The 16,151-nt window shown below is 41.9% G+C and carries 13 protein-coding genes, 1 tRNA gene and 1 pseudogene; 8 read left to right on the top strand and 7 right to left on the bottom strand.

Annotated features, from left to right (window positions below; translation table 11 throughout):
- Nucleotides 1–145: 145 nt before the first annotated feature.
- From BACFIN_RS03470 to BACFIN_RS03475, 3 genes are all read right to left on the bottom strand, one after another.
- Nucleotides 146–508 carry a hypothetical protein gene (locus tag BACFIN_RS03470; protein WP_149924259.1) on the bottom strand — a complete coding sequence of 121 codons (363 nt, stop codon included), beginning with the start codon at nucleotides 506–508 and terminating at the stop codon, nucleotides 146–148.
- 37 nt (nucleotides 509–545) lie between these two features.
- Nucleotides 546–854, bottom strand: coding sequence for a hypothetical protein (locus tag BACFIN_RS23455; RefSeq protein ID WP_032839877.1), 309 nt, complete (start codon nucleotides 852–854; stop codon nucleotides 546–548).
- Nucleotides 855–1,098: 244 nt separating this feature from the next.
- Nucleotides 1,099–1,707, bottom strand: a complete 609-nt coding sequence (locus tag BACFIN_RS03475) for a DUF3871 family protein (protein ID WP_262479240.1) — start codon at nucleotides 1,705–1,707, stop codon at nucleotides 1,099–1,101.
- A gap of 132 nt (nucleotides 1,708–1,839) precedes the next feature.
- Here BACFIN_RS03475 and BACFIN_RS03480 point away from each other — a divergent pair.
- A pseudogene (locus tag BACFIN_RS03480) lies at nucleotides 1,840–2,694 on the top strand (Rpn family recombination-promoting nuclease/putative transposase).
- 179 nt (nucleotides 2,695–2,873) lie between these two features.
- Here BACFIN_RS03480 and BACFIN_RS03485 read toward each other — a convergent pair.
- A tRNA-Met gene (locus BACFIN_RS03485) sits at nucleotides 2,874–2,947 on the bottom strand.
- Between the two features lie 224 nt (nucleotides 2,948–3,171).
- On the opposite strand from BACFIN_RS03485, the gene BACFIN_RS03490 reads away from it, so the two are divergent.
- From BACFIN_RS03490 to BACFIN_RS03505, 4 genes are all read left to right on the top strand, one after another.
- Entirely contained in the window at nucleotides 3,172–3,558 is a 387-nt protein-coding gene (locus BACFIN_RS03490) for an START-like domain-containing protein (RefSeq protein ID WP_007756990.1), read from the top strand.
- Between the two features lie 76 nt (nucleotides 3,559–3,634).
- A complete protein-coding gene (locus tag BACFIN_RS03495; RefSeq protein WP_007756989.1) occupies nucleotides 3,635–5,533 on the top strand; it encodes an LptF/LptG family permease in 1,899 nt (632 codons plus the stop codon).
- 5 nt (nucleotides 5,534–5,538) lie between these two features.
- Nucleotides 5,539–6,753 carry a bifunctional 3,4-dihydroxy-2-butanone-4-phosphate synthase/GTP cyclohydrolase II gene (locus BACFIN_RS03500; RefSeq protein WP_007756988.1) on the top strand — a complete coding sequence of 405 codons (1,215 nt, stop codon included), beginning with the start codon at nucleotides 5,539–5,541 and terminating at the stop codon, nucleotides 6,751–6,753.
- 82 nt (nucleotides 6,754–6,835) lie between these two features.
- Nucleotides 6,836–8,029, top strand: a complete 1,194-nt coding sequence (locus BACFIN_RS03505; RefSeq protein ID WP_032839876.1) for a pyridoxal phosphate-dependent aminotransferase — start codon at nucleotides 6,836–6,838, stop codon at nucleotides 8,027–8,029.
- Nucleotides 8,030–8,271: 242 nt separating this feature from the next.
- On the opposite strand, the gene BACFIN_RS03510 is transcribed toward BACFIN_RS03505, so the two are convergent.
- The gene (locus BACFIN_RS03510) at nucleotides 8,272–8,442 is read right to left on the bottom strand and encodes a DUF362 domain-containing protein (protein ID WP_002559159.1); all 171 of its coding nucleotides are present in this window, start codon (nucleotides 8,440–8,442) and stop codon (nucleotides 8,272–8,274) included.
- 181 nt (nucleotides 8,443–8,623) lie between these two features.
- On the opposite strand from BACFIN_RS03510, the gene metA reads away from it, so the two are divergent.
- From metA to BACFIN_RS03525, 3 genes are read left to right on the top strand one after another with little or no spacing between them, the layout of a single operon-like run.
- Complete coding sequence (metA, locus tag BACFIN_RS03515; protein WP_007756985.1) at nucleotides 8,624–9,541, top strand: homoserine O-acetyltransferase MetA; 918 nt, start codon at nucleotides 8,624–8,626, stop codon at nucleotides 9,539–9,541.
- Nucleotides 9,538–11,367, top strand: a complete 1,830-nt coding sequence (locus tag BACFIN_RS03520; RefSeq protein WP_007756983.1) for a peptidase U32 family protein — start codon at nucleotides 9,538–9,540, stop codon at nucleotides 11,365–11,367. The genes metA and BACFIN_RS03520 overlap by 4 nt, the downstream gene beginning before the upstream one ends.
- The gene (locus tag BACFIN_RS03525; protein WP_007756982.1) at nucleotides 11,364–12,479 is read left to right on the top strand and encodes a zinc ribbon domain-containing protein; all 1,116 of its coding nucleotides are present in this window, start codon (nucleotides 11,364–11,366) and stop codon (nucleotides 12,477–12,479) included. The genes BACFIN_RS03520 and BACFIN_RS03525 overlap by 4 nt, the downstream gene beginning before the upstream one ends.
- Before the next feature lie 480 nt (nucleotides 12,480–12,959).
- Here BACFIN_RS03525 and BACFIN_RS03530 read toward each other — a convergent pair whose 3' ends face one another.
- The gene (locus BACFIN_RS03530) at nucleotides 12,960–15,395 is read right to left on the bottom strand and encodes a TonB-dependent receptor (RefSeq protein WP_007756981.1); all 2,436 of its coding nucleotides are present in this window, start codon (nucleotides 15,393–15,395) and stop codon (nucleotides 12,960–12,962) included.
- A 144-nt stretch (nucleotides 15,396–15,539) separates the two neighbouring features.
- Complete coding sequence (locus BACFIN_RS03535; protein ID WP_007756979.1) at nucleotides 15,540–16,142, bottom strand: helix-turn-helix transcriptional regulator; 603 nt, start codon at nucleotides 16,140–16,142, stop codon at nucleotides 15,540–15,542.
- Nucleotides 16,143–16,151: the final 9 nt, after the last annotated feature.

Genomic DNA, 16,151 nt, shown 5'->3' with positions numbered 1-16,151 from the left:
TTACATCAAATGACGAATCGCATTCATTACAGTAGTAACCGCGTCCCGGTTTGTCCACGATATCGTTTATCGTCATTTTTTTATTCCGGTTTGTTTGACTGATTATGTCTATGCCCATTTTTGTTTCTGATACCATTTATAAAATTCAACTTAAAGCTACTGATTTTATCTTGTCTGTGACAGGCATGTACTCTATAAGATAAGCAAGGTGTCCGGGAGCAATATCTTCCGGCTCAATATCTACCCGGTTTCCCCATTCATTATCATAAGTCAATAATCCAATACAACCATCATCCAGCCATGCTTTATGAACCACAACGTCCATAGGACCGTCATTTGAATTAACCATAATTATAGGCGGTTCATATAATTGTTCCTCATCGTTTTCATCATCAATCCAGACAAATCCGCCACCATGGGCCTCCAATGTCAGTTTCAGTTCTCTTGCCTCCATTTTCCTGATTTTATCACACATGGCGTAAAAATTAGAATGTTCCATATATTCCATAATGATATTGATTTTAAATTTCCATTGGTTGTAATTATCATATCTTATACCGGCCATACTTCTCATTCAGCCACTCTGCCGCTTCCGCTTCGCTGTTGAACTCCTCCACCCAACAGTCATTTGTGGAATTGTCAAATGCCACCCACTTTTCCGCCTCCCTGTCAAAGAAACGGCCTTTTGTTCCGCCATATCCGTAAATCGAATAGTCTCCATTCTTAAGAAGGCATGACAACACACCTTCCGCATTTTTCCCCCTGTATATCCCGTCCTTGTCCGGAGAATACTTTGATGCTCCTTTCTTTTGCAGTTGAAGTTTTACCTTCTCTGCATCAAATTCATAATTCATGCATCTTTTAAAATTTCCCATTAAAAGAAGCAGGGGAAATAACATCCCGTGCCTGCAACTCCTTCCGTGCTCGTCTAATGCTGATTTACAGGTGTCACATTTGTATATGTCCTGTATACATGCTATTTTCATATATTTTCTCCTTTCTTTTTTAGTTAAATTTCTGATGACAAAAAAGAGGATACCACCTTTCTTCCCTGGTGATACCCTCCTCGGATATGTAGTTCAAATCATATTCTTCCGGTCATTCTATAAACCAGGAATATGCCTCGTCCCTGTGATTCAATGCTTCTGTCATTCCTACCGAAATTTCCGTCGCATTTACACTACGTCCTAGAAATGAATCGAGATAGCTGTTCTTATTTGCTCCTGTTATAAGGTTGTAGAACATCCACATACTCAGTTCGCTGTTAGTCCCGGTAAAGTTCTCATCGTGGATATATTGTTTTGCTACATTGTTGATCTGACTGTCCGTAATAAGCAGTCTCGGTAGCATCCTCTGTTGGTGCTGAGGGAGGTAGTTATACAGCCTCATTCTTCCCAGTATCTGGCAGAACTGTTTTTCACTCAGCATTGTGTCACCCAGCGATTGCATCAGGTGAATATGTTTTGCTACATTATATTGTCCGAACAAGTCCAGGGTGAATTGATATAGTCCCCTCGAACTTGTTGCTTTGATTTCTTCCTTGTACCCGTCCGTTGATAAACACTGGTTGGTACAGGTCAGATTGAGAAATCCGACAGCGATATTGAATTTCTGAGCTGTCATTTTTCCGCTCAGATTATCCCTTGCATAGCTTTTACAGCCTGTGATGCATAGGTTCAGTCGATTTCCGTTTACATTCCGGCTGATGCTCGGAATCTATTGCTACTTTTGTATATAATGCTCCGGAAGGCTATTGAGGCATTTCAAAGGAAGGCTCATATTATTGGTTATATGAAGGGGCTGGATTGGAATTTCAAACTATAAAAAATGGAAGAAGACATGGGAACAGAAGGAATACAGGATAAGTATGTAATCCATATACCGATTTTGGCTTCAAGTTGCTTTTTGGTACGGCAATGAATAAGGAATTGTTGATTAGCTTTTTGAATGCACTCTTATTCAAGGAGGAGGTAATCAAGGATGTCACTTATCTTAATGCTGAACATCTTGGAACGCAGGAATATGACCGTCGAGCTGTATTTGATGTATATTGTGAGAATGAGAAGGGTGAGAAGTTTCTGGTTGAGATGCAGCGTGGCGAGCAGCAGTTCTTCAGGGACCGTAGTGTCTTTTATTTCACTTTTCCTATTCGTGAGCAGGCCAAACGTGGGGAATGGGATTATGAGTTGAAGGCTGTCTATGTGGTAGGTATTCTGAATTTCTCCTTTGACAATTCTGATGAGGAGTATTTCCATCATGAGGTGAAGCTTGTAGACCTTTATACGCACAAGGTTTTCTATGACAAGCTGACCTTTGTTTATCTTGAAATGCCTAAATTAAACAAGAGTGAGGATGAGTTGGAGAGCATGTTTGACAAGTGGCTTTTTGTCCTGCGTAATCTTGCCTCTCTGCTTGAACGTCCCAAAGCATTACAGAACAGAGTTTTTGACCGCCTTTTTGAAACTGCGGAGATAGCAAAGTTTACCAAGACTGAACTGAGTGAGTATTGGGACAGTTTGAAAAATTTCCGTGACTGGTATAGTGTTATATCTACGGCGGAAAAGAAAGGAAGGGAAGAAGGGAGAAAAGAAGTAAAAAGAGCGAATGCTCGTAATTTAAAAAAAGTTAGGAATAGCTATTGATGTAATTTCACAGGCTACTGGACTGTCTAAAGAAGAAATAGAAAAGTTATAGTGTAAATCTTAAATATATTCTTTGCGAAGAGGGGAATACATTATATATAATGTGTTCCAAATTTGTTGAACCATGTTACATTGAATTTGACGCTGGCGCAAACCATAGCGCAAACCGGAGGTAAAAAAGAAAAAGGCACCCAAGAGTGGAAGCCTCTCAAATGCCTTATTCTTATCAAGTAGCGGGACCCGGGATTGAACCGGGGACCTCATGATTATGAATCATGCGCTCTAACCAGCTGAGCTATCCCGCCATTATTTCTCGATTGCGGGTGCAAAGATAGATGTTTTTTTATAATCTCCAAAACAAATCGGTAATTTTTTTGTTCTTTTCTTCAAGAAAGGCTTTGTTTTACGCCGAAAACAGGGAGTTTCAGGACTGGAAATGAAAGAATAATTAAATAAAGTGCTTGATTTATGCCGCTTATTTAGAAAAAAGTATTTATCTTGGCACACGTAAAAACAATTCGAAATTGCTATGAAAAAGGAAAAGATTCATTTGGAGTATTTGTTGAATGCAACGTCTAAAAATATTCTTTGGTCAGCTATAAGTACACCGACCGGGTTGGAGGACTGGTTTGCCGACAAAGTTATTTCTGACGATAAAATAGTAGAGTTCCATTGGGGGAAGACAGAGCTGAGGAAAGCAGAGATTATTGCCATTCGCTCTTTCTCTTTTATCCGCTTCCGTTGGCAGGATGATGAAAACGAGCGTGATTACTTTGAAATCAAGATGACATATAATGAGTTGACAAGTGACTATGTATTAGAAATTACTGATTTCGCAGAGTCGGATGAAGTGGATGATATGAAAGAATTATGGGAGTCACAGGTTGCCAAATTAAGAAGAACTTGTGGTTTTTAGTTAACTTTCAACTAAAAATTTTCGGTGCTCCTTTTTTTGTGCTAATTTTGCATCCTAATTGCACGAACCTATTAAGATGCTACGCATAAAGAAATTAGATATATTCATTGTAAAGAGCTTTTTTATGCTCTTTATAGGTACATTCTTCATCTGTCTGTTCATTTTCATGATGCAGTTCTTGTGGAGATATGTAGACGAATTGGTTGGAAAGGGGTTAGAAATGAGTGTAATGGCTCAGTTCTTCTTCTATTCTGCATTAACATTAGTGCCAGTATCGTTGCCGTTGGCAGTGTTACTGGCTTCTTTGATTACTTTTGGTAATTTTGGCGAGCGTTACGAATTGCTTGCAATGAAAGCTGCCGGCATTTCTTTGCTCAAAATTATGCGTCCCCTTGTTTTCTTTGTTTGTGGACTTGTAGGCGTTTCATTCTATTTTCAAAATGTAGTAGGACCCATTGCCCAAGCTAAGTTGGGCACTCTGATTCTTTCAATGAAACAGAAATCTCCGGAATTGGATATTCCGGAAGGCGTTTTCTATTCCGAAATCCCTGATTATAATTTAAAGATAGCCAAGAAAGACCGTAAAACGGGTATGCTGTATGATGTCTTGATCTATAATTTGAAAGACGGATTTGAGAATGCCCATATTATTTATGCGGATTCCGGGCGTCTGGAGATGACAGCGGATAAGCAACATCTTTGGTTACATTTGTATAGTGGAGACTTGTTTGAGAATCTGAAAGCGCAAAGTATGAAGTCTCAAAATGTACCTTATCGTCGTGAATCATTCAGAGAGAAACATACGATTATTGAGTTTAACTCTGATTTCAATATGGTTGACGGCGATATTATGGGTAAGCAGTCGAGTGCTAAAGACATGGCGCAGTTGCAAAGCTCTATTGATTCGATGAAAGTAGTAGGTGACAGTATAGGAAGGCAATATTACCGGGAAATAGCTGAGGGAAATTTTCGCGCGTCTTATGGATTGACAAAAGAAGACACTGTCAAGATGGAGAAAGCGGATGTGTATGCGTATAATGTGGACAGTCTTTATAATGTTGCTCCTTTGACGCAAAAGCAGAAAGTTATTTCCGCTGCTCTTAGCCGTGCGGAAAATATGGCAAGCGACCTTACTTTCAAGAGTTATACGATGGAGAGTAATGACTATAGCATTCGGAAACATAAGACGGAATGGCATAAGAAGATTACAATTTCCCTCTCATGCTTGTTGTTTTTCTTTATCGGTGCTCCTTTAGGAGGTATTATTCGTAAAGGTGGTTTGGGAATGCCGGTAATTGTGTCGGTACTGGTGTTTATTATCTATTATATCATTGATAACACCGGCTATAAAATGGCCCGTGACGGTAAGTGGATTGTATGGATGGGTATGTGGACGAGTAGTGCTGTCCTTGCTCCGTTGGGTATCTTCCTTACTTACAAATCGAATAAAGATTCTGTGGTGCTTAATGCCGATGCGTACATTAACTGGTTTAAGAAGGTGGCCGGAATACGTAGTGTACGGCATATATTCAAGAAAGAAGTTATTATAAATGATCCTGACTATGAACGTATCCCGGGCGATTTGGAGCAGCTTACAGAGGATTGTAAAGCTTACATTGCTCAAAATCAGTTGACGAAAGCACCGAACTATTTCAAACTGTGGATGTCGGGTGAAAAGGACGATGAGGTGGTGGCTATCAATGATAAACTGGAAGCGTTGGTGGAGGAAATGTCAAATACGAAATCAGCTTCTTTGATAGGTTTGTTAAACAATTATCCGATGATTCCCGTTTCTGCTCATGTGCGCCCGTTCCATATATATTGGCTGAATCTGGCAGCTGGAGTGATTTTCCCCATCGGGCTGTTTTTCTATTTCCGTATCTGGGCATTCCGTATTCGTCTGGCTAAGGATATGGAACGGATTATAAAGAACAACGAACAAGTTCAATTCATCATACAGAAAATTAATAAATAATTGTTATGGAAGAGATTAAAATGGATAAAATAGAGGATGCAATTGCCGATTTTAAAGAAGGCAAGTTTGTCATAGTGGTGGATGATGAAGACCGCGAAAATGAGGGAGATTTGATTATTGCTGCTGAAAAAATAACTCCTGAGAAAGTTAATTTCATGTTGAAACACGCACGTGGGGTGCTTTGTGCACCTATTACAGTGTCTCGTTGCAAGGAATTGGATTTGCCGCATCAAGTAAGTGATAACACTTCTGTGTTGGGAACTCCTTTTACAATTACGATAGATAAACTGGACGGTTGTTCGACCGGAGTCTCTGCTGCCGACCGTGCTGCCACTATTCAGGCATTGGCTGATCCGTCTTCTACACCGGCTACGTTCGGTCGTCCCGGTCATATCAACCCGTTGTACGCACAAGAAAAAGGAGTGTTACGCCGTGCCGGACATACAGAGGCGACTATCGATATGGCACGTCTGGCCGGTCTTTATCCGGCGGGTGCTTTGATGGAAATCATGAGTGAGGATGGCACGATGGCACGCTTGCCCGAACTCCGTAAAATGGCTGATGAATATGATCTGAAACTGATTTCTATTCATGACTTGATTGCTTATCGTTTGAAACAGGAATCCATTGTAGAGCGTGGGGTGGAAGTGAATATGCCTACTGAACATGGAATGTTTCGTCTGATTCCTTTCCGTCAAAAGTCAAATGGATTGGAGCATGTCGCTTTGTTTAAAGGTACGTGGAATGAAGACGAACCTATTTTGGTACGTGTACATTCTTCTTGTGCCACCGGTGATATTTTTGGTTCCAGGCGTTGTGATTGCGGAGAACAGTTGCATAAGGCTATGGAAATGATTGAAGCGGCAGGAAAAGGTGTAGTCGTTTATCTGAATCAGGAAGGACGTGGAATCGGCTTGATGGAAAAGATGAAAGCATATAAACTTCAGGAAGACGGCTTGGATACGGTAGATGCGAATGTATGTTTGGGACATCTTGCTGACGAGCGTGATTATGGGGTAGGAGCGCAGATTCTTCGTGAGTTGGGAGTACACAAAATGAAGCTTTTGACAAATAATCCGGTGAAACGTGTTGGCTTGGAAGCATATGGCTTGGAGATTGTAGAAAATGTACCTGTTGAAACTGTTCCCAATCCATATAATGAACGATATCTAAGAACGAAAAAGGAAAGAATGGGGCATACTTTACATTTTAATAAGTAAATTGCCTATTTGTTTTCATATGTCGAATATTATCGCTTATTTTGCAACGATTTTCACTCAACAACAATAAAATAGATACAAAATGAATCAATTATCAGATCGTTTGAACAGCTTGTCGCCGTCGGCGACACTTGCTATGTCGCAGAAGAGCAACGAGCTCAAGGCACAAGGCGTTGATGTTATTAATTTAAGTGTAGGAGAACCAGACTTCAATACTCCCGACCACATCAAAGAAGCTGCGAAAAAAGCCATAGATGATAACTTTTCCCGTTATTCTCCGGTACCGGGTTATCCGGCTTTGCGCAATGCTATTGTTGAGAAGCTGAAAAAAGAAAATGGTCTTGAATATACAGCCGCTCAAGTTTCTTGTGCAAATGGTGCGAAACAATCTGTTTGTAATACAATTCTTGTATTAGTAAATCCGGGTGATGAAGTAATTGTGCCTGCTCCTTACTGGGTGAGCTATCCGGAAATGGTGAAAATGGCGGAAGGTACTCCTGTTATCGTTTCGGCAGGTATCGAACAAGATTTCAAGATTACTCCAGAACAATTGGAAGCTGCTATCACTCCGAAAACAAAAGCATTGATTCTTTGTTCTCCGTCCAATCCGACAGGTTCTGTATATAGCAAGGAAGAATTGGCCGGTTTGGCAGCTGTATTGGCTAAACATCCGCAAGTCATTGTTATTGCTGACGAAATCTACGAACATATTAATTATATCGGTGCACATCAGAGTATTGCCCAGTTCCCGGAAATGAAGGAACGTACGGTGATTGTAAACGGTGTGTCTAAGGCATATGCTATGACCGGATGGAGAATCGGATTTATTGCCGGACCGGAATGGATTGTAAAGGCCTGCAATAAATTGCAAGGTCAGTACACTTCAGGTCCTTGCTCTGTTTCTCAAAAAGCTGCCGAAGCTGCATATACAGGAACACAAGAACCGGTGAAAGAAATGCAGAAAGCATTCGAGCGTCGCCGTGATTTGATTGTGAAGTTGGCGAAAGATGTTCCGGGATTTGAAGTGAATGTTCCGCAAGGCGCTTTCTACTTGTTCCCGAAATGTAGCTATTTCTTTGGAAAGAGCAAAGAGGACCGTAAGATTGAAAACTCGGATGATTTGGCAATGTATCTGCTTGAAGAAGCGCACGTGGCTTGTGTAGGCGGTACTTCATTCGGCGCTCCCGAATGTATCCGCATGAGTTATGCAACAAGTGATGAAAATATAACGGAGGCTATCCGCCGAATCAAGGAAGCGTTGGCTAAATTGAAATAAGAGTCCACCACAGAGGACGCAGAGGACACAGAGAAGAAAAAATGAAAGGAATGATGTGTCGCCTCCTTATAAATTAGAAATCCCCCTTGCCACAAATGATTTGTAGCAAGGGGGATTCCACTAAAAGGAGAGTTGCAACACATCTCCCAAGCTATTTTACTCTGTGTCCTCTGCGTCCTCTGTGGTGAAAAAAAAGGCTGCCTTCAAGAGAAAGCAGCCTATACTTTTTGTTGTAGATTGTATTATTCAGCTGGGTGGATAGCTTCAGACGGGCAAACATCTGCACAAGTTCCACAGTCAGTACATACATCCGGGTTGATAGAATAGATATCACCTTCAGAGATAGCTTCTACCGGACACTCGTCAATACAAGTTCCGCAAGCAATACAATCGTCACTAATTACGTAAGCCATTTTTCTAAGATTTAAATTATTAGTACTAATTTTATTCCGCAAAAGTAAAGCTTTTATTGATTAGTTGTTATGCTTCTATGATTAAATTGACTTAATTTGTACGTCTTCTAAATAAGCAACCTCCCTATAATCTGCTATATTTTTCGTATTTTTGCACTCAAATTACTAATATATAGCGATTATGCCTTTAAATTTACCCGATAAACTACCTGCGATAGAGCTATTGAAGGAAGAAAATATTTTTGTAATTGATACTTCCCGTGCTACGCAGCAGGACATTCGTCCGCTACGGATTGTCATTCTGAACCTGATGCCGTTGAAGATTACGACGGAGACGGACTTGGTGCGTTTACTTTCAAATACTCCGCTTCAGGTGGAGATCTCGTTTATGAAGATCAAATGTCATACCTCCAAGAATACACCGATAGAACACATGAAGGCATTCTATACGGATTTCGACCAGATGCGTCATGAGAAGTATGATGGTATGATTATTACGGGAGCACCTGTGGAACAGATGGATTTCGAGGAAGTGACTTATTGGAATGAGATTACGGAAATTTTTGATTGGGCACGTACGCATGTGACTTCTACTTTGTATATATGTTGGGCGGCGCAAGCCGGGCTCTATCATCATTATGGGATTCCTAAATATCCGTTGGAAAAGAAGATGTTCGGTATCTTCGAGCATCGGGTATTGGAACCTTACCATTCTATTTTTCGTGGCTTTGATGATTGCTTTTATGTACCGCACAGCCGTCATACGGAGGTACGTAGGGAGGATATCTTGAAGGTGCCGGAACTGACATTGCTTTCCGAGTCGAAAGATGCGGGAGTGTATATGGTAATGGCACGTGGCGGACGTGAGTTCTTTGTAACCGGACATTCGGAATATTCTCCGTTGACATTGGATACGGAATATCGTCGTGACTTGGGTAAAGGCTTGCCGATAGAAATACCTCGTAATTATTATGTAGATGATGATCCTGATAAGGGACCGTTGGTGCGTTGGCGTGCTCATGCAAACCTTTTGTTCTCCAATTGGTTAAACTACTTTGTTTATCAGGAAACACCTTATAATGTTAATGACATCAAATGATAAAGCAGCGTAAAATAGAACTTCTCGCTCCGGCGAAGAACCTGGAATGTGGCATTGAGGCCATTAATCACGGTGCGGATGCGGTATATATCGGTGCTCCCAAGTTCGGTGCCCGTGCGGCGGCTGTAAATTCTTTGGAGGATATTGAGGCACTGGTACAATATGCCCATTTGTATAATACGCGTATTTATGTCACGGTCAACACTATCCTGAAAGAAGAAGAGCTGAAAGAGACGGAGGAGATGATTCATGCCCTGTATCGGATTGGAGTGGACGCACTGATTGTTCAGGATATGGGAATCACGAAACTGAATCTCCCCCCGATACCTCTCCATGCCAGTACGCAGATGGACAACCGTACTCCGGAAAAGGTGCGATTTCTTTGGGAGGCAGGTTTCCGACAAGTCGTTTTGGCGCGCGAATTATCATTGCGTGAAATAAAAAATATTCATACCGCTTGTCCGGAGACTCCTTTGGAGGTATTTGTACACGGAGCGCTTTGCGTTAGCTATAGCGGGCAATGCTATGTCAGTCAGTCCTGTTTCGGGCGTAGCGCAAACAGGGGTGAATGTGCACAATTCTGTCGTTTACCTTTTAGCCTTGTAGATTCCGATGGGAAAGTCATTGTGAAGGACAAGCATTTGCTTTCTCTGAAAGATATGAATCAGAGCGACGAGCTGGAGCAGTTGTTGGATGCCGGAGCTTCTTCGTTGAAGATAGAAGGCCGGTTGAAAGATGTATCATACGTGAAGAACGTGACAGCGGCCTATCGTCAGAAATTGGATGCGATTTTTGCCCGTCGTCCGGAATATGTCCGGGCTTCTTCGGGAATGTGCAGATTCGAATTTAAACCGCAACTGGATAAGAGTTTCAGTCGTGGTTTTACACATTATTTCCTGCACGGTCGTGATAAGGAGATTTTTTCCTTTGATACCCCTAAGTCGCTGGGTGAAGAGATGGGAACAATGAAGGAGGCTCGCGGTAATTATCTGACAGTTGCCGGATTGAAGTCATTTAACAATGGCGATGGAGTTTGCTATCTCGACGAACAAGGACGTTTGCAGGGGTTCCGTATCAATCGTGTAGATGGTAATAAACTGTATCCACAGGAAATGCCCCGTATCAAGCCCCGTACTGTGTTGTACCGTAATTTTGACCAAGAGTTTGAGCGTGTACTTTCACGGAAGTCCGCTGAAAGGAAGATAGAAGTGCGCATCTCGCTTACTGATAACGAATTTGGCTTTTCGTTACGATTGACCGATGAAGATGATAACAGTGTCACACTGGCTTTTCCCCGTGAAAAGGAATTGGCACGTACACCGCAGACGGAAAATCTGAAAACGCAACTTGCTAAATTAGGAAATACACCTTTCGAAGCAAAAGTGATAGAAGTTGGATTTGCTGATAATTGGTTTCTCCCGGTTTCGGTCCTAGCCGATTACCGTCGTCAGGCAGTTGAAAAATTAATAGCTGCCCGTCGGATAAACTACCGCCAGGAATTGTCAGTATGGAAACAAACGAATCATGCTTTTCCGCAAACAACATTGACGTATTTGGGAAATGTTATGAACACTCATGCAGTTTCTTTCTATGAGGAACATGGAGTACAGCGTATTGCTATGGCGTACGAAAAAGAAGCAGTGGAGAATGCGGTACTGATGTTCTGCAAACACTGTCTACGTTACAGTATGGGATGGTGTCCTATTCACCAACGGGTTCGTTCACCTTTCAAAGAACCCTATTATCTGATGTCCAATGATGGTAAACGTTTCCGTTTGGAGTTCGACTGCAAAAATTGTCAAATGAAAGTAAAGGCGGCGCAATGAAGACTATTTTCTATCACAGAGGACGCGGAGGACACAGAGGATATAGTGAAGGTAGCATCTTCACTCATGCTTCTGACACCGATCGTTTGAATGTTAGGCAGAAAAAGTGTGGAAATTTTTTCTCTTTCCTCTTTTTATCCTCTGCGTCCTCTGTGGTAAAAAATGTGATGAACCTGCTATTATGTTTATTTTTGCTATCTTCCTGTTATTATAAGGCTCCGCTACTGGATTCGGAGGAATTGTCAGAGAAAACAAAAGATTCATTGACCTATCTTTATGAACGTCACTACACGTGGGATACGAATCTGGAAGTAGTGGATGATTCCATAGCTCTGGAACGTCTTCCGATAAAGGACACTTTTATTCAATTGAATAAAGGAGATAAGGTAGTCGTCGCAGAGTTTGCGATTCATCCGGCCGATAGTGTGGATAGCGTTTGGGTTAAATTGGCGCATACGCAGGATGAACAGGGTTGGATACGTGAGGTGGATTTGAAGAGGTCGTTCGTTCCGACCGACAGTATTTCACAGGCCATTCATCTTTTCAGTGACACGCACGCTTCTTATTTTGTTGTTATTTTTGCCCTGTTTGTAGGCGTTTATTTGCTTCGTGCTTTCCGGAAGAAGCAGTTGCAGATGGTTTATTTTAATGATATAGACAGCATTTATCCATTATTTCTCTGCCTGCTGATGGCGTTCAGTGCAACGATTTATGAGTCTATGCAGGTCTTTGTGCCGGAAACGTGGGAACATTTTTATTTCAATCCAACTTTATCTCCATTCACAGTACCTTTCATACTCTCTGTTTTCCTGTTTAGTATCTGGTTGTTTCTGATAGTCGCTTTGGCGGTGCTGGATGATTTGTTTCGGCAATTGACTCCCGCTGCAGCTATCTTTTATCTGCTGGGACTAATGTCCTGCTGTATTTTCTGTTATTTCTTTTTTATCTTGATGACACATATCTATATCGGTTATTTATTCCTGATCTTTTTTATACTGGTCTTTACGAAGAAGGTTTATCGGAACATCGGGTATAAGTATCGCTGCGGACATTGCGGGGAGAAACTGAAAGAGAAAGGTATATGTCCTTATTGCGGGGCAATTAACGAGTGATGATTGGCGGTTATCATTAAGCAGTAGGTAAACTAATGTCAAAGCATTGATAAAGTTCCGTTAAAGTGCTGGTATAGTTGCGGGAAGGTACCGATACCTTTACCTTTCCACGGCCGTGGTGACTTCTTCCCACAGCCGTGATGAGATCTCTCCACGGCCATGAAGAGAAGCTACCACGGCTGTGGAGAGTTAAGAATAGCGTAAGTCTAATGGAACAATACCGATTGGGTAAATAAAGTATAACGGCTTTATAATGCAAACTTTATAGGGACATACGTCCTTTTATCCCGTATTCCATGCTGTTGATCTACAAAGAGACAGGCTGACAATAAAAGTCCGGAACTTTTATTGTCAGCCTGTTTTTAGTTATTGTCAGCGTTTATTGTCAGTTGTTAATCTGTTGAAAACCATTGTTTTGTGTGGATGAAATCTTTAGCTGACAATAAAAAGACTAAATAATATCCTTATGAGTAAAAATGATTAGAAGCGGCAGCGAAGATCTATCCCAAATTGCATTGGACGTCCTTTCTGCATGAAACCTTTGTTCATTGTTTCGAAATAGAAGGCGGCATAGTCTTTATTCAAGAAGTTGCGTGCCCAAAAACTAATCATTGCATCACCGATTTCCAGATTCGTTCTCCAGTTGAGCGTGCCGTAGAAGGATTGGCTGACGTCGTTCAGTTCAGTCCAGTAGATACGTCCGGCAGCGTTATAGTTCGCCTGGAATACAACCCGGTCGAAGATAGAACGTGGGCTGCAGGTGATGGCATATTCTCCACCGATATTTAATGTATGCTTGGGGACAAAAGGAACATACTTGCCATTGTAATCGGCTCTAACTTTGAGCGTTTCTTCATCTTCTCTCTCATATTCGATATAGTCTGTAAAGGTAGCGTAGGTATATCCGTAGCTTGCGTTCAGACTTAATTCATTAGTCAGACTTGCACGAAGAGACATTTCGGCACCATAGCTGCGGCTTTTCCCTGCATTGACGGTGGTACGTCCCAAGCCGCTTCCGGTGAATTGGGAAATTTGTTGGTCGCGCATATCCATATAGAAAGCGGAAAGATCTGCCCAAAGCTTACCCTCCCAAAGGGTAAGATGGCTTCCTACTTCGTAGTTCCATGAATATTCGGGTTTGTAGCGTGTCGCCTCTTTTACTTCGGGTACATCCGCTTTCTTGGCATATTTGTCAATCATTGCAGCAAATCTGGCGAACTGCTCGCTCTCTTTTATAGCATTTATCATGGAGTTCTGTAAATCTCCACTAATAAGATCGGAGAACATTTGTACGTTGTAGCCACCCGACCGATACCCCTTCGACACGGTTGCGTATACATTATTGCCCTTTTTCCATTCATATTGCAGAGCAAACTTAGGTAACAGTTGGACATAATCATCTGATATTTTACCGTCATAACCGGCATTGGCAATCAGGTTCTTGGCTTCTACTGATACAGATGGCATTGGTGGCCGTGACGCCATCTTCATACTGAAGTTGAAGTCTGTAGGGTCACTGATCGATTTATACTTCATGTTCATCTTCTCATAATCCAGACGTACTCCGACAGTAAGAGACAAGCCTTTCACAAAAAGGTCATTCAATGTAGACTGATGGAAAACAGCTGCATTCCAAACAGGAGTATCAAAGTCTCCTCCTACCAACAGAGTAGGATTGTTGATTGCTAAATGTAATTTCGGGGCGTTTGCAGGCATACCGGCAAAGGCTGTATTTGCACTTCCTTCGATAACATCTTTCACCCCGTCTTCCCAAAAAGTCACCGGACCTTTGGTGTTCAAGGACTGATACAGTCCGAAAGCTCCTGTTGCCCATTGCCATCTTTTGTTGGATTTTGATTTAAACACGATCTCTTCGGAAATTGTATTCGACTTTTGCTTCTGTTCCAGTGTATAAACCGCTCGTTCTGTAAAGTCTTGGTCGAGGAACATACGGTCATTCAGATTCTGATAGCCGGTAACTGCACTGAGGATGAAATTTCTTGCTTGATATTCCAGATTGACGCCGGCATTCATTAATCCCCGACGATAACTGCTGCGCTCGTTATATGAAATCTTACCAATGTAGTCTGCACGGTCTTCTGTGAGAGGTTCTTCCCTTTCTTTTGTGCTGGGAGCGATTCCGGTATAGTAATAGGGGTATCCACCCTGATCGCTATATTCATAGTTCAGGTTTATATCTACTTTCAGATTGGAGGTCGGTATGTAAACTCCACGAAATCGTCCACCTCCGGCATTGCTTCGGTCAACCTTCTCATTATTTCGTGCTGCGTTTTCAAAGAATCCTCCGGTATGTTCGTAAAATCCTCCGGTAGAAAAGGCGAACCGTTCGGATATACGGTGATAATGGGTAAGCGAAACATTATAATTATTGTACGTCGCCGCTCCCATGCGGATGTCGGTCCCTTGATAGGTGAAAGGAGATTTGGTGTGTACCTTGATAAGTCCGCCCATCGTGTTACGCCCGTAAAGTGTTCCTTGAGGCCCGCGAAGTACGTCGATACGTTCGATGTCACAGTAATTGAAATCGAAGGCGGATTTGTCTATATAAGGGATATTATCTACATAAAGTCCTACGGACGGTGTGTTGATACGTGAACCGATTCCACGAATATAGATGGAAGTCGTTAATTTCGAGCCATAATCAGGGATGAACAGGTTGGGAACAATACCTGTAAGGTTCTTCACGGAATGAACCTGATTGGCACACATATTTTCCTGTGATAATACGGTGGCGGCTATAGGCAATTCACGTAGTTTGCGATTCTCTTTCGGAGTGGCTATTACTACCACCTCTTCCATATCCACTACTTTCAGTGAATCTTTTGGGAAATCTTCGCCCCATACAGTTCCTGTCGTCAGGAGGGTGAGGGCAAGCATCATAATCTTTGTCTTCATTCGCAGTTTATTTGTCCGGTGCAAAGTAACGGCAAATATAGTTGGCAGGCAATCCTCATTTATTAGGATTTGATTCACCACAGAGGACACTGAGGACACAGAGGTATAATAGGATTCTAAAAATTCTGTATCCTCTGTGGTGAATTAGATGCGGTCGGCTTCGATATATCCGTTCATTACAGCATAAATAGTCAGTCCTGAAACGGACTTGATTCCTAATTTCTCCGTAATGTTCTTTCGGTGTGTAATGACGGTAGTTAGGCTGATATTCAGTTTGTCTGCAATTTCTTTATTGATCAGTCCTTTGGTAATCAGTACGAGTACTTCGATTTCGCGGGCAGATAAAAGTTCCTGATGATGCGCTGGCGGAATCATTGGCGGCATATCCTTTACCGGGTATCCTTTGTGATGGGCATGTTGATGGAGTTTCAGGATATTTTTCACCAGCTCCTCTTCCGGCTCATAAATATTGAGAACCGGTACACCGGAAAGTTGAAACTGCGGACTGTCACTGGCCAGAACAATTGTTTTTCGTTTTCGGGGAAGAAAGAAAGCATTGTGTTCCACATAGATTTGTGCCGATATGAAATAATGGGCATACATATCCGGTGTGTCATCCATTAATTCATTGAAACGGTGGAAAGTACGAATGGTAGCCATCGGGATGATTTCTTCCAATATGGATTTGAGTCCTAAACTACTGAGTGTATTGGGTTCAATGATTGCTATTTCGGGTTGGGTAGTCATCAGTTTGCT

The organism is Bacteroides finegoldii DSM 17565 (genome assembly GCF_000156195.1).
GTDB lineage: Bacteria > Bacteroidota > Bacteroidia > Bacteroidales > Bacteroidaceae > Bacteroides > Bacteroides finegoldii.
Note: the sequence above shows the minus strand (reverse complement) of the source record. Positions and strands in the feature narration are given on the sequence as shown.